The organism is Enterococcus sp. LJL51 (assembly GCF_054871795.1).
The window spans coordinates 207,837-229,147 of record NZ_JBTXLW010000004.1 but is presented as its reverse complement, the minus strand read 5'-3'; the positions used below and the strand labels follow the sequence as shown (position 1 = coordinate 229,147).

Annotated in this window: 25 protein-coding genes; 24 read left to right on the top strand and 1 reads right to left on the bottom strand. The window is 36.1% G+C overall.

Features of this window, described 5'->3' with window-relative positions; all coding sequences use genetic code 11:
- The first annotated feature begins 2 nt into the window (after nt 1–2).
- The 8 genes from ACYSNQ_RS06390 to ACYSNQ_RS06355 all read left to right on the top strand — a co-directional run bounded on the left by ACYSNQ_RS06390 (nt 3) and on the right by ACYSNQ_RS06355 (nt 8,756).
- Complete coding sequence (locus tag ACYSNQ_RS06390; protein WP_426082038.1) at nt 3–1,319, top strand: PTS sugar transporter subunit IIC; 1,317 nt, start codon at nt 3–5, stop codon at nt 1,317–1,319.
- A gap of 199 nt (nt 1,320–1,518) precedes the next feature.
- A complete protein-coding gene (locus ACYSNQ_RS06385) occupies nt 1,519–3,372 on the top strand; it encodes a BglG family transcription antiterminator (RefSeq protein ID WP_426082037.1) in 1,854 nt (617 codons plus the stop codon).
- A 307-nt stretch (nt 3,373–3,679) separates the two neighbouring features.
- Entirely contained in the window at nt 3,680–4,192 is a 513-nt protein-coding gene (locus ACYSNQ_RS06380) for a hypothetical protein (RefSeq protein ID WP_426082036.1), read from the top strand.
- Between the two features lie 102 nt (nt 4,193–4,294).
- A complete protein-coding gene (locus ACYSNQ_RS06375; protein ID WP_426082035.1) occupies nt 4,295–4,846 on the top strand; it encodes a TetR/AcrR family transcriptional regulator in 552 nt (183 codons plus the stop codon).
- Between the two features lie 531 nt (nt 4,847–5,377).
- Nucleotides 5,378–6,073, top strand: coding sequence for a response regulator transcription factor (locus ACYSNQ_RS06370; RefSeq protein ID WP_426082034.1), 696 nt, complete (start codon nt 5,378–5,380; stop codon nt 6,071–6,073).
- A 5-nt stretch (nt 6,074–6,078) separates the two neighbouring features.
- Nucleotides 6,079–7,032, top strand: a complete 954-nt coding sequence (locus tag ACYSNQ_RS06365; protein ID WP_426082033.1) for a sensor histidine kinase — start codon at nt 6,079–6,081, stop codon at nt 7,030–7,032.
- A gap of 82 nt (nt 7,033–7,114) precedes the next feature.
- Complete coding sequence (locus ACYSNQ_RS06360) at nt 7,115–8,047, top strand: ABC transporter ATP-binding protein (protein ID WP_426082032.1); 933 nt, start codon at nt 7,115–7,117, stop codon at nt 8,045–8,047.
- Complete coding sequence (locus tag ACYSNQ_RS06355) at nt 8,031–8,756, top strand: ABC transporter permease (protein ID WP_426082031.1); 726 nt, start codon at nt 8,031–8,033, stop codon at nt 8,754–8,756. The genes ACYSNQ_RS06360 and ACYSNQ_RS06355 overlap by 17 nt, the downstream gene beginning before the upstream one ends.
- Before the next feature lie 149 nt (nt 8,757–8,905).
- On the opposite strand, the gene ACYSNQ_RS06350 is transcribed toward ACYSNQ_RS06355, so the two are convergent.
- Nucleotides 8,906–9,535 carry a hypothetical protein gene (locus ACYSNQ_RS06350; RefSeq protein ID WP_426082030.1) on the bottom strand — a complete coding sequence of 210 codons (630 nt, stop codon included), beginning with the start codon at nt 9,533–9,535 and terminating at the stop codon, nt 8,906–8,908.
- Between the two features lie 440 nt (nt 9,536–9,975).
- On the opposite strand from ACYSNQ_RS06350, the gene ACYSNQ_RS06345 reads away from it, so the two are divergent.
- The 16 genes from ACYSNQ_RS06345 (at nt 9,976) to ACYSNQ_RS06270 (ending at nt 21,085) form a co-directional block, all read left to right on the top strand.
- Nucleotides 9,976–11,433, top strand: a complete 1,458-nt coding sequence (locus ACYSNQ_RS06345) for a helix-turn-helix domain-containing protein (protein ID WP_426082029.1) — start codon at nt 9,976–9,978, stop codon at nt 11,431–11,433.
- Between the two features lie 409 nt (nt 11,434–11,842).
- Nucleotides 11,843–12,298, top strand: a complete 456-nt coding sequence (locus ACYSNQ_RS06340; protein ID WP_426082027.1) for a hypothetical protein — start codon at nt 11,843–11,845, stop codon at nt 12,296–12,298.
- Between the two features lie 323 nt (nt 12,299–12,621).
- A complete protein-coding gene (locus tag ACYSNQ_RS06335) occupies nt 12,622–13,005 on the top strand; it encodes a hypothetical protein (RefSeq protein WP_426082025.1) in 384 nt (127 codons plus the stop codon).
- A 672-nt stretch (nt 13,006–13,677) separates the two neighbouring features.
- Entirely contained in the window at nt 13,678–14,202 is a 525-nt protein-coding gene (locus ACYSNQ_RS06330; RefSeq protein ID WP_426082023.1) for a WapI family immunity protein, read from the top strand.
- Nucleotides 14,203–14,412: 210 nt separating this feature from the next.
- Nucleotides 14,413–14,808, top strand: a complete 396-nt coding sequence (locus tag ACYSNQ_RS06325; protein WP_426082022.1) for a barstar family protein — start codon at nt 14,413–14,415, stop codon at nt 14,806–14,808.
- Between the two features lie 144 nt (nt 14,809–14,952).
- Nucleotides 14,953–15,591: a hypothetical protein gene (locus tag ACYSNQ_RS06320; RefSeq protein ID WP_426082021.1), complete on the top strand. Its 639-nt coding sequence runs from the start codon at nt 14,953–14,955 to the stop codon at nt 15,589–15,591.
- 216 nt (nt 15,592–15,807) lie between these two features.
- Nucleotides 15,808–16,209, top strand: coding sequence for a hypothetical protein (locus ACYSNQ_RS06315; protein WP_426082020.1), 402 nt, complete (start codon nt 15,808–15,810; stop codon nt 16,207–16,209).
- A gap of 160 nt (nt 16,210–16,369) precedes the next feature.
- A complete protein-coding gene (locus tag ACYSNQ_RS06310; protein WP_426082019.1) occupies nt 16,370–16,621 on the top strand; it encodes a hypothetical protein in 252 nt (83 codons plus the stop codon).
- A gap of 5 nt (nt 16,622–16,626) precedes the next feature.
- Nucleotides 16,627–16,848, top strand: coding sequence for a hypothetical protein (locus tag ACYSNQ_RS06305; protein ID WP_426082018.1), 222 nt, complete (start codon nt 16,627–16,629; stop codon nt 16,846–16,848).
- A 26-nt stretch (nt 16,849–16,874) separates the two neighbouring features.
- A complete protein-coding gene (locus tag ACYSNQ_RS06300; RefSeq protein ID WP_426082017.1) occupies nt 16,875–17,561 on the top strand; it encodes a hypothetical protein in 687 nt (228 codons plus the stop codon).
- Between the two features lie 336 nt (nt 17,562–17,897).
- On the top strand, nt 17,898–18,086 hold the full coding sequence (locus tag ACYSNQ_RS06295; RefSeq protein WP_426082016.1) for a hypothetical protein: 189 nt from the start codon (nt 17,898–17,900) through the stop codon (nt 18,084–18,086).
- Nucleotides 18,087–18,308: 222 nt separating this feature from the next.
- Nucleotides 18,309–18,680, top strand: a complete 372-nt coding sequence (locus ACYSNQ_RS06290) for a barstar family protein (RefSeq protein ID WP_426082015.1) — start codon at nt 18,309–18,311, stop codon at nt 18,678–18,680.
- A 182-nt stretch (nt 18,681–18,862) separates the two neighbouring features.
- The gene (locus tag ACYSNQ_RS06285) at nt 18,863–19,384 is read left to right on the top strand and encodes a WapI family immunity protein (protein ID WP_426082014.1); all 522 of its coding nucleotides are present in this window, start codon (nt 18,863–18,865) and stop codon (nt 19,382–19,384) included.
- 44 nt (nt 19,385–19,428) lie between these two features.
- Nucleotides 19,429–19,767 carry a hypothetical protein gene (locus ACYSNQ_RS06280; protein ID WP_426082013.1) on the top strand — a complete coding sequence of 113 codons (339 nt, stop codon included), beginning with the start codon at nt 19,429–19,431 and terminating at the stop codon, nt 19,765–19,767.
- A gap of 49 nt (nt 19,768–19,816) precedes the next feature.
- A complete protein-coding gene (locus tag ACYSNQ_RS06275) occupies nt 19,817–20,380 on the top strand; it encodes a hypothetical protein (protein WP_426082012.1) in 564 nt (187 codons plus the stop codon).
- 12 nt (nt 20,381–20,392) lie between these two features.
- Entirely contained in the window at nt 20,393–21,085 is a 693-nt protein-coding gene (locus ACYSNQ_RS06270) for a hypothetical protein (RefSeq protein ID WP_426082011.1), read from the top strand.
- Nucleotides 21,086–21,311 lie beyond the last annotated feature (226 nt).

Below are 21,311 nucleotides of genomic sequence, written 5' to 3'. Positions count from 1 at the left end.
CGATGGGATTTAGTACAGTAAGTGAAAAAATGGATCGATATATATCACCTTTAGCCAATAAGCTAAGCCAGCAACGCCATTTAAAAGCAACCAGAGATGCCTTTATGTCCATGCTGCCGATTACATTATTCGGCTCTATTCCGATTATCTTGAAAGCGGCTCCAGTGACTGAAGATACAACCAATGGGTTTATACTGGCATGGGCAGACTTTGCTGAAAAAAATAGTATGGTGCTGAACTGGATTAGCGGCGTTACCTTAAGCGCTATGTCTCTGTTTATCTGTGTGGGCATTACCTATTATCTCTGCCGTCATTATAAGGAAGATATTTTACGTCCAATGATGTTTGCGATTGCTGGCTTTCTGATGCTGGTGCTTGAGCCGCTGAAGCTGGGATGGGACGGTAAGGAAGTAGAAATCAGCTTTCTTGATGGGCGGGGAATCCTGCTGTCCATCTTTGTCGCAATCGTCACAGTAGAGGGCTATCATTGGATGCGCAAGAAAAATATTGGCAGAATTAAAATGCCGGATAGCGTACCTGCTTCATTGTCGGAAACCTTTGCAGCACTGGTGCCGGGACTTATTTTATTGAGTTTTTTCTCGTTGATTTTTATCATCTTTCATTCGATGGAAACAACAGCTGTTAAGTTTTTATATGATATTATGGCACCGAGCTTTAAAGCGGCTGACAGTTTGCCGTTTACTATTCTAATTATCTTCCTGATTCATCTGTTCTGGTTCTTTGGAATTCATGATGCCGCTTTAGCAGGGATTTTAGGACCTATCCGCGATGGCAACCTTTCAATCAATGCAGCAGAAAAGATGGCAGGCACAGATTTATCTCATATTTTTACAACTCCATTTTGGACGTATTTTGTTATTATTGGCGGCTCCGGCTCCGTACTGGCATTGTCATTGCTGATGATTCGTTCAAAATCCAAGCAGCTGAGTACAGTTGGGAAAATCGGGTTTCTACCTTCAATTTTCGGTATTTCAGAGCCGATTATCTTTGGGACTCCGCTGATGTTGAATCCAATTTTCTTTTTCCCGTTCATTTTTACTTCTGTTTTTAATGGCATAGTTACGTATCTGTGTATGTCATGGGGAATTGTTGGTAAAACATTCGCAGTATTCTCGTGGCAGATGCCGGCGCCTATAGGAGCATTTTTATCAACCTTGGATTGGCGAGCTGTCGTTTTGGTCTTCGTATTAATTATACTGAATGGTCTAATGTATTATCCGTTTCTTAAGATTTATGAAAAAAATCTGGTTACGCTGGAAGCTGAGTCCACAGAGAAATCGGTTGAAGCGGAAGGATAGACGAGGATTCGTTGAAGAAAGGTTAGAGTAATTCTGACCTTCTTCTTTGTTATATAAAATAAAATTTATTTATAAAAAACATGCTTTTCTGTCAAATAAATTTAAAGGGAATCATTTTTAGATATTGAATCATCTTTAGAATATGTGTTATTTTATGGTAGTAAATGCTATACTTAAAAAACAGACTGGGGGAAGCTGAATGACTATTTCTAAGAGACAAAGTGAACTGCTGCAACAGTTAAAAGAACATCAGACAATGCTGACAGCTGACAGCCTTTCAAAAGCCTTAGGTGTTTCCTCAAAAACAGTTCGAAATGATATCAGGCAAATCAATACGGCTTTTCAGCCGCCGGTTATTGAGTCAAAGGCCGGCAAAGGCTACTTTTTAAATGATGTCAATCATCAGCTGGATAAGCTTTTAACAGAAGCGGAGCCTCAAAACCTTCAGTTTGAGGTTCTTAATCGAATCATTGATGCTCAGAAAACAGATTTTTACGAGCTGGCGGATGAATTTTATATGAGTGAGTCTACTCTTGACCGGATGATTAAAGCCCTCAATCGAGTGATTGCCGAAAGAGATGAAACGCTGTGTATTGTGCGTAGGCATAATCAATTATTGATTGAAGGCGAAGAGGAGCAAAAGCGACAGATTTTTAATATATTTCTTAATCAGGAAATTGAAAATCATAAGTTAAGTCTAGATAAATACGCGGACTACTTTGAATTTTGTGATTTAAAGGCATTATCCAGATTGATTATCACCTATCACAAAGAGAATCACTTTTCTATGAACGATTTTTCAACTATTTCATTCATTCTACATGTAGCTGTATTAATTGAAAGAATCAGTAAAGGAAGCTATGTGCAGGCGGATCGGCTGCGGCAAAGCGATGAGAAAAGCCGGCTGCTGGCAGAGCAGTTTGCTCAGGAGCTGCAAAAGAAAATGGCAATCACAATTCCGCCTCAGGAGATGTATTATATCGCCCGGTTGTATTCAGGCAAATTTATTTTGGCAGAGCAGACAAATGAACACCAGTTTACTGAGATTGTTCAACAATTATTAGAGAGTGTTGCCTTCAATTTTCATATTGATTTTTCTGCTGATGAGCGGATGAAAGACTATTTAGTGACTCACTTATCTGCTTTGTATAAGCGGTCTGTTCAAAAACAATATCTGACAAATCCATTGACAGAAGAGATGAAAAACAAGTTTCCTTTCATCTATAATGTGAGTGTTTACGCAGCAGCATTTATTCAAAAGACACTGGATGTTACCTTTCCTGATGATGAGATTGCCTACATTGCTTTGCATTTTCTTTCGGCTTCGGAAAATATCAGTTATGGGAAAAAAAGGAAGCTGTTGCTGATTTGTCCGTATGGTGCAGCTAGCCGCAGATTAGTGCGGAATAAGCTGAAAAAAATGACGAAATATTCAATTGAACTACTAGAATTATCTTCGGTGTTCGATTTGGAAACAGCGGAGATGGAAGATGTTGATTTAGTAGTGACGACAGAGGAGCTGACTTTGCCAAAAAAGCTTCCTGTCTATCAGTATGGGACCTTTTTTAGTGATGAAGATGTAAAAAAAATTCAGCTGCGGTTAGATGAGCTGCAGGATTCTGAGTCAATTTTACATAAGTTTTTCAAAGAAGAGCTGTTTTTTCCTGCTCAGAGTTTCAAAACCAGAGAAGAAGTCATTCGTTTTTTATGTCGGAATCTGACGAATCTAGGTTACTGCGAAGCAGACTATGAAGAGCGGGTTTTAAGCCGTGAACAGCTTTCCAGTACCTCCTATGGAAATTATTATGCCATTCCCCATGCGATTCAACGAAGTGCGCTGAAAAATGCGGTAACTGTCTGCTGTCTGGACAAGCCGATTGACTGGGGTGGTAATCGAGTCCGACTAGTGCTGCTTCTGGCGCTGAAAGAGGAACGGGACACTTCTTTTGAAGAGCTGTTTAGTCAGCTGGTTAAAATCTTGGACGAGGGCAGCTTTGTTAGGAAATTATCAAAGCAAACGAACTTTGAAGCCTTCATTGAACTGTGCCGTTAAACCCGAAAAAAACTACAAGTAAAATTAGTTGAGACAGGAAGAAATTTGATAACCCGCCGTAATCGAAAAATTATACAGCAGCTTTACGCTCACTGCATTGTTCTCACACTAAAGAGGCAAGACATGAGCGTTTTTTCTATATGTATCTAGAAGTACAAGAGCTAAAAAGTATTAATCTATTAGTGAGTATTTTCCTTTTTAATTGATTTTTGGATTGGATTGACAGGTTATCTCTGGTAGCATATACTTGTTTTTGAACAACGTTCAAAACGGTGTTCAACTAATTTTCTTTAGAAGGATGAGCAGAATGGAAGCAATTAGAATTATTCGACTGCCTAAGAGTAAAGCAGTCACAACTGGGTACGCATATAATGAAGAACCTTTTCAGCGAGGAGGTAAGCTGGAAGCCTTTGACTCTTTTTGGAGTGCCCTTGACAAAAAAAGAAAAGATAGATGGTATACCAGAGACTATTTAATGTATGGCCGTGAGCAGGACGCAATGATTTGGTACTATGCCGTTCCTGATGATTTTGAGCAGGATGTCTCTCCGTGGGAAATAACTGAACTGGAAGGCGGTTTGTATGCCTGTGCTTTGGCTAAAGCGGATAGCTTTGAAGATGAGCAGCGGGTTTTTGGTGAAATTAGACAATATATTGTAGACAGTAAAACGTTTGTTTTAGACGAACGGGAAAACCATTACGATCTCTGCACAGTGACAACTCCGCCTGAGGCAGCAGAGGTCATGGGATACAGTCAATTGGAAATTATGGTACCGATTCGCTTAGCCGCTGAAGTAGGGCATTCAGAAAGCAAGTCGTAAAAAGACCTGTGTGACAAACGACAATACTGGAAAATAAAATTGAAAAAATTATGAAGCTGTGTGCTGATAGTTTGAAAAAAGGCAGCTATTTTGGAGGTTCTTATGACTATTCATGAAGATGTAATAGAACGAATTATTTCAAGTGCCATAGCACTTATTCAGGAATCCGATGGAAATATTAAAACAGTGACAACAAGAATGATAGCTGAACGGGCCAACGTTGCAGTAGGGGCCATAAATTATTACTTTAAAACAAAAAACCAGCTAATAGAGATTGGGCTGCAGCGGCTTGCTGAAAAACAGCGCGAAAAATTTACATTCGCTAATTTACCTGTTGGAGATTTCGATAGTATCGTTCTTTGGGGGCAAGAGTTTGCAGATAGCTTGTTTGAAAATCCAGCAGTTTCAGAAATTGCTATTTTAGAAAACATGAAAAATCCACAGGAAATGGATGCTACTGCTGAAAACATCAAACAACTAGCGGCTGTTGTATCAGAAAATGGTAAGATGGATTCTTCTGTTTTTATCATCATTACTGTATTGCAGACAGCTTTTCTAAGAAGACATCAGAGTCGTCTGGAGCTTGGCTGTGATTTTATGGTAAAAGAACAACGGGATCGCTTTGTAGAAAAAATGGCAGCAATCTTTTTTTAGAATGAAAAAAGATAGAATAACGAGACTAGTAAACACGAATGAATAGTATTTTAGCAATGGGGAGTTCTGAGAGCAGAAGTCTCCTTTTTTAGTTGTACTGGGAAGCTATCGGCAGGGATTTCTACCAAACTTCAAGTATCAAGAAACCAGAGGATGGAATGAGAAGTATAATTAATACAATCAAAAATAAAAGGGAAGCTCCTCTATTATGAAAGTTGATTTCTCTAGGATTATAGATGCCGTATTCTCTAGGATAGATGAACAGAAAATAGTGAAATAAAATAGTTTCTCCTTAAGTTCAGTCTTTTGCCTGTTGTGATAAAGACTAATTTTTCTTATGATGGAGTCAAGAGATGTATTTAAGAAGATAAAAATGATAGGATCACCTTTTTAGAAACGATTTAACAGATAGCTTTTGTATATAGAAGCTTTAGCTAGGGATTGCTTGGAAACTATTAAGGAAATAAATGTATTTTTAGAGATTTTAGTGGAATTTTAAGCTAGGTCTTAGTCAATGTAAGGGGGATTGGAATGAAGATATTAATTATTGATGATGATCGTGAGCTATGTCGGTTATTGGAGCAGTGCTTAGAGGCGGAGGGCTATCAGGTAACTTCTGCTGCTGATGGAGAAACAGGCTTGGCGCTTGCCGAAGAAAAAGACTTTTCCTTGATTATTCTAGATGTAATGCTGCCTAAGCTAAGCGGCTTTGATGTATTGAGGGAGATAAGAAAAAAAAGTGTAGTGCCAATTTTAATGCTGACAGCTAAAGAGCATGAGTCAGATAAGGTCTCTGGTCTTCGGCTGGGTGCAGATGATTATTTAACCAAGCCATTTAGTATTCATGAGCTAGTTGCCCGTGTAGAATCTCAAATTCGCCGTTCGACTCAGTTTAATAATAACAGCCAGACAGCAGCGCAGGTGCTGGAAGTTGGCGCATTTAAGGTTGAGCCCAAATTCCACCGTATTCGATTAAATGAAAGTGTATTAGAGCTGACAGAATTTGAATACAAGCTGCTGCATTTTTTCCTGCAGTATCCTGAACAGGTTTTTACGAAGCAGCAGCTGTATCAGCAGGTCTGGCAGGAAGAATATTTAGAATCTGATAATACAGTAATGACCTGTATTAGCCGAATTCGCCAAAAAATCAATCAGGAAGCAGAGAATAAACAGTATATAGAAACGGTTTGGGGTGTTGGCTACCGGTTCAAACCAGAGGGGAGCTGACCAATATGACAATGTATCTTGCGGCCGCTGGTGTGATTCTTGGGGTAGGTTGTCTCCTGTATCTTGCAGCCTATCGTCGGAAAATGAACCAGCAGCTGGAACAAATTAATCGTGTATTGGCGAATTTAGCCAGTGAAAAAAGTTCTCAACAGAAAATTATTCTGGCTGAAAATGAACAGCTAGCCGATATAGCTTTCTCAATTAATCAATTGAATGCACAAAAAAATGAGCGGATCTATGAGCTGGAACAGATTGAACAGTCTCAAAAAAGCTTTTTAAGTCATCTTTCCCATGATATTCGAACACCGCTGACTTCTTTGATTGGCTATCTGGAAGCGTTGGAAGGAGGATATTTGGATGAGCAAAAGCTGATGAATGAGTATCTGCCCTTAATTCTAAAAAAAGCTCAGCAGATGCAGCGGCTGACAGATCAGATTTTTTTATGGTTTAAACTAGAGGACAGTAAAGAGACGCCGGTTGAGCTGGAAGAACGAAAACCTTTTGATTTGGGCGAGCTAACCAGAGAAATCGCTGCCCAGTGGATTCCCTTGTTTGAAAAAGCTGAAATAAACTATCAAATCGATATTCCTGAAGAGGCCGTCTATCTGTCGCTGGATGAGCTGGCATATACGCGTGTAATGGAAAACCTGTTAAAGAATTGCCTAATGCATAGTCAGGCTACAGCGCTGCATCTGTATTTAAAAGAAGATGAAAAGACTGTTTATTTGGGCGTTCAAGACAATGGTATTGGAATTTCCTCCAAGGATTTACCGTTTATTTTTCAAAAGCTTTATAAATGTGATCCGGCTCGTTCAGCCTCCAGCTCTGGTTTGGGACTGGCGATTACTAAGGAGCTGGTTAGTCGGATGAATGGAGACATCAAAGCTGTTAGTGAAGCAGGCTTAGGCAGCTTGTTTGAGGTTTGCCTTTCCAAGGATTCAGGTAATACAGATAGCTAAAATCAGTATTTATTATGATTTGAGTAAGAGGTCTGTAAGATTTAGGTGCTATGCTTGAATTAACAGGAAAGGAGCAAGAATTATGAGCAAATGGATGCTTCAAACCAAAAACCTGACAAAGCAAATAAATAATCAGCTCATTTTAGATCATGTGGATCTACATCTGCCGATTGGAAAAATTTATGGTTTATTAGGACCCAATGGGGCAGGAAAAACAACTTTGATGAAGCTGATTCTTGGTCTGCAGCGAAAAACATCTGGAACTATCGTATTTATGGATGAATTGTTGAACCATCACAACAGAGAAATCTATACCCGTTCCGGTTCCTTGCTTGAAGAGCCAGCCTTTTACGGAAATTTAACTGCCTATGAAAACTTGAAAATTTTTGCTGAAATGAGAGGCGTCGCACAAAAGGGTGCTATTGAAACGACGTTGAGAAATGTCCGTTTGGATCAAACCGGGAAAAAGAAGTTTCAGCACTTTTCACTGGGGATGAAGCAGCGGCTGGGAATTGCGGCAGCCCTACTCCATGAGCCAGAGCTTTTGATATTGGACGAGCCGATTAACGGTTTGGATCCGATAGGTATCAGGGAGATTAGAGAGATGCTCATATTTCTAAATCAGAAATATAAGACCACTATCTTGATTTCCAGTCATATTCTTTCTGAAATTGAACAAATGGCTGATACGATTGGTGTCCTGAATAAGGGACGCTTAGTGAAAGAGATCAGTTTAGAGGAGCTTAAAAGCAGCCGAAGAGATTTTTTGAAAGTTAGAGTCAATGATTTAAAACAAGCAGCGTTCTTGTTGGAAGAACGGTTGGACATTCATGATTACGAGGTGTCTGGAAAAAATTATCTGCATATCTATGCAGCAGAAATCAATCCGGCTGCAATTACTAAAATCTTTGTAGAAAGTGGAATTGCTGTCTCTGAATTGTCTCATCAAACCTTCCATCTCGAAGAATATTTCAATCAGCTTTTAGGAGGTGATTCGCATGCTCTCAGCCATTAAAACAGAGTTCCTAAAGCTGAAACGCAACTCGCTGATTATTGTCTGTCTCAGCAGCAGCTTCCTATTTACATTGCTGGCTGTACTAAAAGATGTGGCCTTTCCATCCGGAGTTGAACGAATCAATCAAGAAGACTGGCTGATTGAGATGTTGAGGATTAGTAATTTCCTAGTCATATTCTTTCTCAGCTCAATGGTTCTGGGTTACTTGATTCATCGGGAATATAGTGATCGAACCATTAAAAATCTCCTAGTTACAGGAGTGCCGCGGACAAAAATTATTGTCGCTAAACTGATTGTCTGGCTCCTGCTGCACTGCTTAATATATCTCTTTACCTTTATTGTAGTTTATCTGGGCTATCGCCAAATTTTTGATCTGCAGGATTTAAGCTTTGCAGACATTTCAATCAAGTTTCTGATTTCTACGGTGACTATCGCATTCGTTTTACTACCGCTAGGCTGGATAGGCGTTCGACAGAGACAGCTCTTCTACCCCACCATTTTGGTTGGCATCTTGCTGGCTGTATTGACTGTAATAGGAGTCAGCCTGCCGGGAAGCTGGCCAGTCATTATTCCTTGGTCTGCGGCATTTTCTCTAACAGCCATTGATTTAAGCGGAAGCGAGTTATGGATAGCTTGGCTGTCAGTGAGTACAACTGCCATTGCAGGGCTGCTTCTGACTATTGTTGCTTTTAAACGGCAGGAAATCTAAAAAGCTCATTTTTTGAAATGGGGAATGTGTTAATCGTATGAGCCAGCCGTTAAAACCGAATAAATACGAATCAGCCTCATGAGACAGACATCTATCATGAGGCTGATTCGCATGTATTGCTCGAGCGCTGAATGAGCTTGTTTAACTTTTCATAAGGAATCGTTTTGGCAAAGTGTGGTTACCTGGTGAATGAAGTGGTCGTATAACGAGCGTTCAAAGGTCCAGTTTAAGTCAGTTAACCAGCTAATATTGTGGTCATCATTAAAGAAGGGGTGAAGATAATTCCAGATTCTGCGGCGCTCTTCTTCCGGCCAGACTTGGGACCACAGCGTATCCCACTTGATATCGGGTGCTGATTTAAAAAAATAGTCTTCTGAATAGTTTTCAAAATCACCAGCGGTCCAAGTGGAATAATCCATATAGCCGGAACGCATCATTTTTTCAAAAGAATAGTTTTCTCGACTAACGTAGCCGATTTTCTCCCAACAGGTATGGTCTGCATAGTGTTTAACTTTTACAACAACAATTGTGCAGGAAAAATCCCAGTCATCTGGACATAATAATAACGGAATATTTCCATCGGCTTTATTTCTTAGCTGTTTTTGAATGTAGTTCGTTTCTTGAAGTGAGTAGAGCTTTTGATCCCAGACGAAAGACAGCTGAGTTATAACCTCATCCTTAGTGAGGTTATACAATAACTTCGGCAGAAGCTGTTCGTTGATTCGAAGCGTCTGATTATAGTGCCTGTTTGGGGTTAGCTCGATAGATGAGAAGACCATCAGTTCCTCCTTTTACTCAGTAGCCATTTTTTATTATTGTACCATTGAAAATAATCAAAGGGGTGTTAATTGAGGAAAGGAATAAAAAAACGTATACTTTTTATGAGCAGCTGTTTTTGTTTTTTGCTGGTAAAGAGAATAAGAGCTATTTACAGGTGTAAACACACTAATATCAAGGAAAAGCAAGGGAGGCATTTGGCTAATGTCTAGCTTCACGAGCAAGCGATTTTCAGCACTAAGTGCTTGAGAGAGGTTGAGCCAAAAGTGTTTAGCTTCGAGAAATAAGACGAATTATCCGAAAATAGCTTTTTATATTTTTGAGATAGTTCGGCTTATTTCCGAGAGAGCTACTTTTGGAACGCCGTTTATTCGGATTTTAGAGAAAGAAGAGTTCGGGCATTTACTTATGTCCCAAACTCTTTCTAATGAGGAGGAAGACGATGTATGCAATGGCTAAACGCTTGATTACCGAGAAGGATATCAGAAGAAAGATTACGATTCTGGAAAAGCTAATCAATCATCAGCAGTTGACAGCCAAAGAGCTGGCTGAGGAACTGCAGGTTTCTGAACGAACAGTCTTCAATGATCTTCAAAGCCTGCGTATGGAACTGCCGGAAGGCTGGCAGCTGGAGGCAGATGGTAATTCGGGTCTATCTCTTGTATCGGATAATTTAGGGACCGTTAATGAGGTATGGGAATTCTTTATGAAGGATTCAATAGGTATTTTAATTGTAAAAGAATTACTCACAGTAAAAGAGGTACCTGTTCAATCCTTTTTAAACGATAAAGGCTTATCCTACGAAACCTTGAAGCGGCAGGTGGGCAAGCTGAACAAGGCTCTTAAAAGTATTCATCTGCAAATTAATCTTTCTCAGTCTGCATTTGAATGGGTGGGGGAGGAATCCAGTATTCGGGTATTTTACCACCGACTGCTAGTGCCATTTACTCATGATAGCTTTTTCTTTGAAGACTACTCAATTCATGAAAAACATTATATCGATTTTTTGGCAAAGCTGGATAAAACGATGCTGGGTATATCAACTGAGCAGATATTTGGAACCTGTTGGTTTTTTATTAATACCATCCGAATCAAGGCGGGCTGTCTAATTGAAGAATTTCGCTTTAATACAGATGATATTCTTTTTACACTATATAAGGAAAAGCTAGAGCACTTGTATCAATTGGAAGGAATCCGGCTAAAAGGAAAAGAGCAGGAGCACTTCTATGCGTTCTTTTGTTTTTTGGAAAGCTGGAATTACAATGCTTTGACTGACCAGATGAGAGAAACACTGAAGGAAGCTTATGAATCACTGTTTATTGGCTGTGAGCAATTCATCCAGCGTTTTAGTTCCGCCTTCCAACAAAATAAGCTTTCAGACTCTTCTCTATTGGACAATCTGGTGCTTTTTCTGCTGAAATACTATGAATCCAAGCGCTTGTCTGATAAATTTTTACTGGAGTATCAGGAAATTCTTCTACTTAGTCAGGAACGTTTTCCGGCACTCTATCAAGCTGTTTACGATGAAATGAAGAAACAGGGCTTACTGGAACGGTTGCCTCATTCGGATTATGTTGTCAGTGTAGCAACCTTATTGGTACAGGAAGCGATATTTTCAGTAGCTCCGCGTCGGATTACAGCATATTTCATTTTTCAGGGAGAACCAGCTTGGAAAAGCTTCCTGCTACAGGAGCTGCAGGATATGATTGGCAGCCGGGTACATGTTGAAGCCTTGAATACAGATGAACTGGATGTGTCTCAAATGAAACCAGCGGATATCATCCTATCCAATCAGCCGTTGAAGCAGAACTATTCCCAGCAAGTTATTTATATTTCTTCTGTTCCTACCCAAAATGAGCTGCAGACAATCAGAGAGGCTGTCCAATATTTGTATTTATAAAGAGGTTATGAAAAGTGGTTAGCTTCAAGCACCAAGTAGGTACTTTTCATCATCTGTTCTGCTCAAAGAGCAATTACAGTGATTCTAAGCAATAAGGCGGAAATTCCGAAAATGACAGGAAACACGAAGGCAAACCATTCGCTGTTGACTGATTCCTACCTGATGTTCCACAAACTTTTTGCGAATTTTCACCTTATTGTCAAAGGAGTTACTTCTGAAACACCGTTTATCCAGGTTTAAGGGACTGAGGCATACTAATGTCACAGTCTTTTTTTGCTTTAAATCAGCAAACGTTTACCTATTTAAAAATGAAAAGGCCTAAATAAAGCTATTGACTTATCTGAAGATTTTTATGATGATAACTGTAGAATCTTTTATTTAACTACTTACTTAAAAAGGAGGACTTAGTATGAAGAAGCGATTAGGGAGTATATTGGTGCTTGCGGTAGTCGTTATTGTTGTTGTTTTCGTTCGAGGTAATAAAAGCCCAGTTCCTGCTGAAACTAAAAGGAGTTCACAGGAAAGCAGTCAGCTATCACCTGTTAAGGAAGAAAAACAGGTAGAATCCCGCACACTGTCTTTTTCTGAGGTAGACAGTGAAGGCATTCATCAAGCATTTGGTTACTTAACGACAGCAGAAATAATTGAATTTTTGCACCAATACAAGGATGAAGAGCGGATTGTTTTGCTGGATGACCATACTGTTCTTAAGGGGAGCGCTATCATAGAAGGCGTAAAGACAACCATAGAGGTTGATTCCGAAACAGATCCCAATGGAATGACTGTTGCCGATATTAAAGCCCTGTTGGTATCTCGGCAAGACGAATTAGATAAGGCGCTTGAGGAATATTTAGCGGAGCGATGAGCTTTTTAGCAGCTGCATATTCTTGATAGCAAAGAAGTAATTTTCATGGGAGACAATAGCATAAATACAGGTACAAGAGCTGATAGTTGTTTTTAATCAGCTCTTTTTATATGTAAAAATAATCTGTTGATTGTACGGTCTATTTGTTTTTTTGTTCGCAAATTAATAACTTTAAAAAATAAATTTATTTTTTGAAAATATTCTATTGACTTAAAGCATGGTTTCTATGATTATGAAGTTGTATGAAGAAATAATAAAGGTTTATTTGACGATTTCAAATTTGCATAGCCATAGTTTTAGTCATGAAATTGAAGAGGATATTAATGATAGTCACTTGTTTAGAGAATTATAGAGAAAGTTTAATTAAAGGAAAAGATTATTTAGTTATTGAGATTTACACGAATATTCGTACTCAAGAAATAGCTTATAGGACTTCTAATGAACAAGGTGTTTTAGCGATTTATGATCATAAATTATTTGAAATTAAAAAAGCCTTATTGAATGGGTATGCAATTAAAATCAACAATTTGCATACTCAAATTATGCTTGATGATTTGTTGGAGTTGGAAATAAAATCAATCAACTCAGAGGGAATATGGGATGACTATTTAGAAAGAAATAAAAAAACTATAGAAATTGTTCATCAAATAATTAAGAAACGTGCCAAAAATGAAAACATTGAAATTATAGAACCGATTGCATATTAAGATATGTGATAGTTCGATCTATTAGAAGAATAATATTGATTTAATGGTGTGATTTCTATCAAGAAGCCTAAGGCAAAAAAAGGTCAGGCTTCTTGGTTTACATATAGTGGAAGTGATATAAGCAATTTCATAGCAAGTGCCTATTTAATAAGGAATGAGAAACTAAATGTTTAAAAACAAATCCGATGATGTTCTATGCCCGCTATGTGGTGAATAGGGTGTTGAAAAATGCAGGGAAAATTCAGCGGTGAACTGATTTTTCGGTGATATGAATACTTAAGTATATATGATTTTTTTGGTGATTTAAATGATAAGATTGTTGTAGTTCCTTTAGAAATAGGGATAGTAGAGTCTAGATATACAAGAATGATAAGAATTAATGAAATTGAAAAAGATTCTGAAAATAAGGGGTACTTAAAACAAAGGATATGAAGCATTTGAAGGTTGAAATAGAAAATACCCAAACATATTTTTTTTATTTACAGTAAAGAAATATGAAGTCTCTAAAGTTACGTTCTATAAACTCCATTTATTTAGAGCTATGGATGAACAAAAAGTAGTAAAACGAGATTTTTGGAAAATATGACTTTAGTGAGAAAATGATTCAACAAATGAAAGAGCGATTATTGTTCGGATGTAGGATTGAATGATGAGGTAGGGAAAGGGAGATACATGCCTAAATTAGTAAATGAATATCAAGTACACGATTTAATTTTAGATTTTAATCTAGTAAAAAACAGCTCATTTATCTATAACCCGAAAGATGAAGAGTATCTTAATTGGATTCCGGTAGAGCTTAAGTTACAAGCCGGCGAAAATTCATATACCTATAAAAGAACGCCAACTTTTAGTTTAGAAGCGTTGAGGAAGTACTTTATAGGAACACTGGAAAAGGTTTTAAAAGAAAACGAAGAGCTGAATCAGTCATTTGTCGAAAAAGAACGTGAAACTTATCATTGTGGAGCAACGGAAGGGGAATTTTGGTTTGAGTTGGAAAATAGTTCTGAGGAAATAGAAAAAGAAATCATATATATAAGATTATGGTTGAATGTAGTCAGCATGACAGAACAAGCTACAGGGTATGATATTGGCTTTAGTTTTATTGTATTAAATCGGGATTTAGCTAAATTTGTAAAAGAACTTAAGCAGCAGGTGTATGATTTAACGAATGGCGATGTAGATATACCTGGTAGGTAGAGAAAGTAAAATCTAAAGAGTTCTGATATTTATTAGGGTTGCCCTATGAGAAGTCCGAGTTATCTGAAATCGGGCTTCTCAACTTACATAGTTTAAACATAATTAGCTATGTTGTTCGTTAGTCCCAAATATTATGAAGCAGAGCTTAGCTGTGGACTCCATTGGAAAGGCATCGGATTTTTAGAGGCTCTAGAAATAAGGTAGATATATATGGAAAACAAAATATATAAAGTCAATAATAAAGAATTTTCTGTGTTAAAGAATGCTAGGATAAAAAACAAAAATATAAAAATTGCTATTCTTAATGGAGAAGAGCTATGTAGCAAGTCAATGTTTATACAAGAAATGATTAGACAGTTTAATTTGCCAATGAAGAATACCAATAATTTTGATGGTTTTTTGGACTGGATGCGTGATTTAGAGTGGATACACGAACAAGAAATCGTAGTTGTTATTTATAATTTTGATAACTGTATTGAAGATTCTGGCAAGAAAGAGATTATAAAAATGTTTGGCCAGATGATTCTTCCATTTTGGGAAAAGGAAGTAGAAGAAGTAGTGATGGGAGGGAAAAGAAGAAATTTCAATGTTTATTTAGTAGATTGATAAATGAGTATGAGGGATTTTAGCGCCTCATATCAGACTACAACCAAGAAAATCAGCTACGATGTTATTAGGGCACATGGAGAGAGAGCCACACATTTGAAAGCTTGTATTGAAATTTAGTTATTATATTAGGAGAGTAGAATAATGCATAGCAACAATACAATCTTAAACCAAATACAAATTTTGCGAAATAAACCTGAAGAACTCATTATTGGGGATTTAACATATGTTGCCTTCTGTACTTATATTGAAGGGTATATTGATGGAATAAATCAGTTACTATCCTTTAATTTACGGGAAGATATTACAAAATACTTTGAGTCTAAAGGAAATATTCATACAAATTATTATTGGACAAATCAAATTAAGCATAGAAATGAAGAAAAAACAGATACAGAACTAATAAATATTCTACTTGATGTGACGGAAGAATATTTTATGGAAAAATTTAAATTTTGTAGTAAATTGAGTGCAAATGAAGTAAAAAAGAAAATATATAATTGGCTTGATGGGCTGAAGAATAGACCAAAAATGTACGTAGATGAAATTTCAAGTATACTACTTTATCTTGAGGCTTTTTTAGACGGGTTAAATGTTTATTCAAATAGAAATTTCAAATCTGAAATAAATCAAAGTAGTTGTCAAAAAACGAACCGACTAACGACTATTCACTGGACAGAAGAAATAAGTGAACTATATGATTCCAAAGATATAGCAAAAATATTAATCGAGCATATGGAGAAATATTTTAAAAATATTCATATTGAGACGGTTTTGCATTAGACAAGAACAGATGTAAGTGACAGTGATATGAGTTAACAAATGGAAACGTAGATATACCTAGCAAGTAAAGAAAATAAACTCTAACGAGTGCTGATGTTCATTAACATGGGATATCAATTTCATTACGCCGAGGCAGTGATACAGGTGGTTCGACATTAGAGATTACGTATTCTAAAAAAATATCTGGAAAATAAGATACAATTAGGAAGGCTTATTATGGAAAAATGGAAAGAAGTATTTAAGAATGAAATACCCAATGGAAATTACCAAGTATCATTGAATAATGGAGAACAAAGAGGATTACACATTGAATTAGAAAGCTTTACTCATAGAATAGCAATTGATTTTGGTGTTGTTTCAGCAATAAGGATGTTAGATGAGGGGACACTGCTCAATAACACATTCTACAATGAGTCTGAGCTATCAAAATATAAAGTAAATAATTTTTCTAATGTTATATATTTAATTGAAGATGGACAGTTTGGACGATTTGTAAAAGACAAGTGTAAAGACATGTACGATATTTTAAATTTGAAACATTATTTAATAATTACTTTGAATTATTGTATAGAAGTCATCACCCGATGGGAACCGGAAATTGAGGTGGAATTGATTTAAGATAAGATTGCTTAACTAGTTCTGATATTTATTAGGGTTGCCCTATGAGAAGTCCGAGTTATCTGAAATCGGACTTCTCGATTTACATAGTTTAAACAGAATTAGCTATACTGTTCGTTAGTCCCAAATATTATGAAGCAGAGCTTAGCTGTGGACTCGATTGGAAAGGCATCGGATTTTTAGCAGCCTAGCCTTTATGCTGGTAGTAACCTTCTTCTACCCGCCAACAGCAGTGACCTTTTCATCTAGTTTAGCGCCAATAATTTCCGGAACTTCGGTAATAATCAATCAAGGAGCCGTCACAGTATCCGTAAAAGAAGCATTGCAAGTAGCTGGGACGATAGCTATTGCGGGATTTGCTAGTCAAGGTGGGAATTCTTCAATAATTCTAATTATTACAAAAAGGGATTAAAAGATGTGCAAAATGATTGGATAGAGATTGAATCAGAACAATCAAAGGTGACGAGTGGTTCTTTTAAAAAATTTCTGGAATCTCAAGGACAAAACCCTAAGAAATGGGTAAAAGTAATGGAAAAGCGGGGAGCATCTGATGGAACAATATATCAGCGGCACTACTGGACTAATGGAAAAGATTACTACTATCACGGATCAGGAATAGAGGAATTTTTTCCACATTAAATTATTTGAATAGCAAGGGTGAAACTATGAACGAATACTCAAAAGTACTTTTGGAAAAAATACAACGCTATATGGATAAAGAGATTAGTAAAGATGAATTGGGAGAATGGTCAAAATATGAATATTATAAATTATTAACTGGTGACTATATTTATATCGATAAGTTAATCACATATAAATTCTTAAAAAAGCTATCGGAATTTCATATTGAAAAAGACGAAATAAAAGATGAATATCCAACAACTTTGGATGAAATAAAAGAAATTCAGGGAATTCTTCAAGGAAAAATAGATACCATTATAACAGGTTCAATCAGAATATTTCCTAAATATTTAGAGAAACATTTAGGAAATAAAGAAGTTTTGAAGATAATTTCTTGTAAAAGAAATGTTCAAAATACTTTAGGCAATAAAGAAAAGATGCAGGTCTATTTTGATCAGTTGACAGAAATATTTCAAAAAAAGAGAACTAGTCCGATAACTATTATCAATTTCTTGGAAGGATTTGTTTTAGAGTTAATTGAAAATCTATCAACTGTGTCAAATGGTGTATCTTCTTCCAATTTCAGTTTATATCTTAGAAAAGAAGACCGAAGTGAAGAGAAAAGAACTGATAAATTGCTGGATTTGTTAGCATGTATTTTAGGAGAAAAATCTTTTGAAGTCTCTATTATGTACAATCAAGGGATTCCTTATTTATCTGCTTTAGTTTAAAAAGTAAAAATAAAATTATTAGTAAAGCAAATTTTTGATTTGGTATATAATTTGTTTCGTAAAAAACCAGAAATTGGGGTGGAATTGATTTAAGATAAGATTGCTTAACTAGTTCTGATATTTATTAGGGTTGTCATGAGAAGTCCGAGTTATCTAAAATCGGGCTTCTCAACTTACATAGTTTAAATGTGATTAGATATATTATTAGTTAATAAGAAAATAGAGGAGTTTATTATGGATATTGTAAAATATAAATTAGAGGAAATACGAAAGTAGCCAGTGATTTACCTTGGCCAGAAATCATTATCTTTGCTTAAAGCTTTTCTTGATGGATACATGGATAGGCAAAATGATATAGAAGGAAATAATGCTTGTCATTTCTATGAAGGCTTTCAAGAATATATTCAACAAAAATACAATATTAACTCTTCTCACAATTGGTCAGATATTATCATTTTTTACTGTACTACAGAAGAGCAAGCCTTTGATAAATTTTATGAATTACTTGATGACTTTTTAATATAGGTGCAAAAGGATTGAATTAGGTAGATACATGTTTTATCAACTTTTCATTAACCTTTGAAAAAATTTATATAGAAGTCATCACACAATAAGAACCAGAAATTAACGTAGATTTGATTTACGAGAAAGTAAAAATAAGCTCTACTTGTTGGTTTGTGCGGTGGTCAATCGGTGAATCTATTTTGGTTTCCGCTATTTTTTATGGAGTAAACAAGGGGATTAAATATGAAAAATCAAGTAATACAAATACAAACAAAAGAATTTGAAGGTATAAAACCTAATATTCTAAATAAGGATAAACTAAAAGTAGCAATATTGAATGGGGAAAAAATTCATGCAATCGAGGATTTTGCTAGTCTTATGGTTGAAGAATTTGATTTACCTATGGACAATGTAAGAAGTTTAGATGCCTTTCTAGACTGGATGTGTGATTTAGAGTGGATACACGAACAAGAAATCGTAGTTGTTATTTATAATTTTGATAACTGTATTGAAGATTCTGTCAAGAAAGAGATTATAAAAATGTTTGGCCAGATAATCCTTCCATTTTTGGAAAAGGAAGTAGAAGAAGTAGTTAAAGTAGCTGGGATAACATAGGTATGGTGCTGTAGTTATGGATAAAAATGGAAGGAGCATTATGTCAGTAATAGGGGGAAATGCTAGAAACGGTGTAGTAAATACATTGCCGAATATAGATGAAGTTATAAAAATGATGATTAGGCAAGGTGGATATTCTACAATTCCTATGCCGTGAATAGTAGAAAGAAAGGGAAAAAGAAATGGCTTTAATTAAGAATAGACATTTAGGCAATCAAATTGAGTTGAAAATAGATTTACTTAAAAATGAATCTTTATATTATGAGCCTGAGGCGGAAGACTATTTAAATTGGTTTCCAATAGACTTTAGCGTGCAGGTTGAAGAAGAAATATATATGTTTAAGTATCCTCCAACATTTAGTCTAGAAGGGCTAAAACTATTTTTGAAAACGATTGATTCCTTAGTAGAAGAAAAAAAAAGAAGACCAAATCTGTCTTTAGAAGAGAAGTATACAGAGTTTGAGTGTGGTGCTACCGAAGGCGAATTTTCTATGAAATTAATGAACACTGTAGATCAGTTTGAAAAAGATATAGTGACGACTGAGCTTTGGATTAATGCTGCATATATGGACGGAAATCATCCTGGGTATTATAGAGGGTTTAAATTTTGGGTCTTTTTGGAAGACATAGCCCAATTTACCCAAGAGCTTAAACAACAGTTATATGAGTTGACAAATGGAAACGTAGATATACTTGGCAGATAGTAGAATCTAGAGGGATGTATATACCAAAATAGGGGGTAAAAATTGTGGATGCAGAAATAAAGAGAGGTTTTGACTTAATTAGTAATACTGAGTTTGAAATAAGTTTAGGAATGAAGTTTGATGTTCAATCTTTTTTAGAAGATAAAATATTTATAAAAAAACATACTTTTAATACGAATAATAATAAATATGAGTTAGAAGTTTTTCTTGCTTCTCAATCGATTCAAAGTAGAACAACTTTTATCGATAATTTTATATCTTATGTGAAATATAGCTATTTTAATTTGTTCTTTATCAATAAATACAATAATCGCTGGGAAGTTGATTACTATACTATTTCCAACAATGAAAGCGCAGCGAAGTTTAAGATAACAATTTTTTGATGAAGACGAGGTTTTGAATGACTAAGTTTAATTATAAGGAGAACCCATTATGGAAAAGTTATACGTTGTTGAATTTCAGTTTGCAGACCGTTCATTTTTTTGTTTGTGGTATACAGATGATACGGATGGGTTAATAAGTGAAGAAGGTAAATTAATTAAATTTGATAGTATTATTGAGTTGAAAGCATATGTGAAAGAGAAGGAACTATCACTTGGAACTGGCGTAACTACGTATAATATTGAACATTTAGAAAAGCAGCTTGAAAATGGACTAAAGCATGTGGATTGTGAAGAAGTCCTTTTATTTTGGAATATTTCATTAGATATCTCGAATTCAATAGCTTGCCCTTTTTTAGGAACGGATAATTTTCATCATATATACGAAAAATTATTTTATGGGAATAATCTTCCCGCTATTAACAGATCTGATGAAAAGTATGTACCTACATGGAGCGGTGAGGAGATGCATGATATCAAAAATGTTGTTTCTGATGGGGTTAGTATTCTAAAAAAAAGAATTGCTAGTATAGAATATTTGAAAAAATTAAATGCGGCTTATTTCAAAGGTTATTTTACAGGGGATAAAAGAAGCATTGACTTATATTACGAATAAGGAGGACTGCGATTGTTAAATCACAAATTTCATTTTTATGATGGACACTTTGATTGTAGCTGTTTCAAAGAGGAAGATTTTATCCGAATTTCCGACAAGCTGATAAAAAAAATAGAACCTTGTCTGAAAAACGATGAATTCATTGAATACTCCTCTGATGAAACGGTTTTTGGTCTAAGTCGTTACGGGACAGTATTGGACGAGCAAAATATTAAACGGCTGAAAGCAATTCTGACGTTGAACGCCGAGAATGAAGCTGAGTATAGAAAATTTATGAACTTTTTGAATGCAGCATTGGCTGATAAAAAGCAGGTATTACATTTGGATGGCAGCCCCAGTTACGGGGGCTTGATTCATAATTTTGCATTGCGGGATACGCTGTCGGAAGATGAAGATTTTTGGGCGTTTCGAAATGAAACGATTGATATTCAAGATCAATTTATTATGGAAAACTACAACGTATTTAAGAATATTGAGATGTATTGGCAGACGGCTAAGGAATTTGGACCAGGCTTTAACTACTATGGAATAACGGTTATCACGCCAGCAATAGCGCAACATTTTCTTGAAGTAATTGCCGATTATTTACATGGAAATGAATCTGAGCAGGCGGCATATTTTATCGGTGAAGAGTGGGATACACTGGAAAGTATTCTAAAAACTGCAGCAGCAGAAAATAAAATTATTGTTCATTTTGGAATATAAGCTTTGGATAATTCTGTATAAAAAGAGAAGCACCGCTTTTTTGAAATGAAAAATAGTCTGGGACATAACTAAATTCCCAGACTTTTAGTATGCTTAAATCCGAATAAATGGTGAGACAGTAATACATACGAGCACTGAACTGCGACGAGTAACCGCAGGAGCACAAGCAAAGTACTTAACTGCGACGAGTAACCGCAGGAGCAAATTCTTCGGCAATAAGCCGGAA

Coding starts and splice junctions, on each gene's coding strand:
- ACYSNQ_RS06325 (WP_426082022.1), top strand. CDS start 14,413: ATGGAAAACAAAATATATAAAGTCAATAATAAAGAATTTTCTGTGTTA.
- ACYSNQ_RS06295 (WP_426082016.1), top strand. CDS start 17,898: ATGGATAGGCAAAATGATATAGAAGGAAATAATGCTTGTCATTTCTAT.
- ACYSNQ_RS06340 (WP_426082027.1), top strand. CDS start 11,843: ATGAAGAAGCGATTAGGGAGTATATTGGTGCTTGCGGTAGTCGTTATT.
- ACYSNQ_RS06385 (WP_426082037.1), top strand. CDS start 1,519: ATGACTATTTCTAAGAGACAAAGTGAACTGCTGCAACAGTTAAAAGAA.
- ACYSNQ_RS06365 (WP_426082033.1), top strand. CDS start 6,079: ATGACAATGTATCTTGCGGCCGCTGGTGTGATTCTTGGGGTAGGTTGT.
- ACYSNQ_RS06320 (WP_426082021.1), top strand. CDS start 14,953: ATGCATAGCAACAATACAATCTTAAACCAAATACAAATTTTGCGAAAT.
- ACYSNQ_RS06275 (WP_426082012.1), top strand. CDS start 19,817: ATGGAAAAGTTATACGTTGTTGAATTTCAGTTTGCAGACCGTTCATTT.
- ACYSNQ_RS06380 (WP_426082036.1), top strand. CDS start 3,680: ATGGAAGCAATTAGAATTATTCGACTGCCTAAGAGTAAAGCAGTCACA.
- ACYSNQ_RS06375 (WP_426082035.1), top strand. CDS start 4,295: ATGACTATTCATGAAGATGTAATAGAACGAATTATTTCAAGTGCCATA.
- ACYSNQ_RS06355 (WP_426082031.1), top strand. CDS start 8,031: ATGCTCTCAGCCATTAAAACAGAGTTCCTAAAGCTGAAACGCAACTCG.
- ACYSNQ_RS06390 (WP_426082038.1), top strand. CDS start 3: ATGGGATTTAGTACAGTAAGTGAAAAAATGGATCGATATATATCACCT.
- ACYSNQ_RS06370 (WP_426082034.1), top strand. CDS start 5,378: ATGAAGATATTAATTATTGATGATGATCGTGAGCTATGTCGGTTATTG.
- ACYSNQ_RS06330 (WP_426082023.1), top strand. CDS start 13,678: ATGCCTAAATTAGTAAATGAATATCAAGTACACGATTTAATTTTAGAT.
- ACYSNQ_RS06315 (WP_426082020.1), top strand. CDS start 15,808: ATGGAAAAATGGAAAGAAGTATTTAAGAATGAAATACCCAATGGAAAT.
- ACYSNQ_RS06335 (WP_426082025.1), top strand. CDS start 12,622: ATGATAGTCACTTGTTTAGAGAATTATAGAGAAAGTTTAATTAAAGGA.
- ACYSNQ_RS06300 (WP_426082017.1), top strand. CDS start 16,875: ATGAACGAATACTCAAAAGTACTTTTGGAAAAAATACAACGCTATATG.
- ACYSNQ_RS06360 (WP_426082032.1), top strand. CDS start 7,115: ATGAGCAAATGGATGCTTCAAACCAAAAACCTGACAAAGCAAATAAAT.
- ACYSNQ_RS06345 (WP_426082029.1), top strand. CDS start 9,976: ATGTATGCAATGGCTAAACGCTTGATTACCGAGAAGGATATCAGAAGA.
- ACYSNQ_RS06285 (WP_426082014.1), top strand. CDS start 18,863: ATGGCTTTAATTAAGAATAGACATTTAGGCAATCAAATTGAGTTGAAA.
- ACYSNQ_RS06350 (WP_426082030.1), bottom strand. CDS start 9,535: ATGGTCTTCTCATCTATCGAGCTAACCCCAAACAGGCACTATAATCAG.
- ACYSNQ_RS06290 (WP_426082015.1), top strand. CDS start 18,309: ATGAAAAATCAAGTAATACAAATACAAACAAAAGAATTTGAAGGTATA.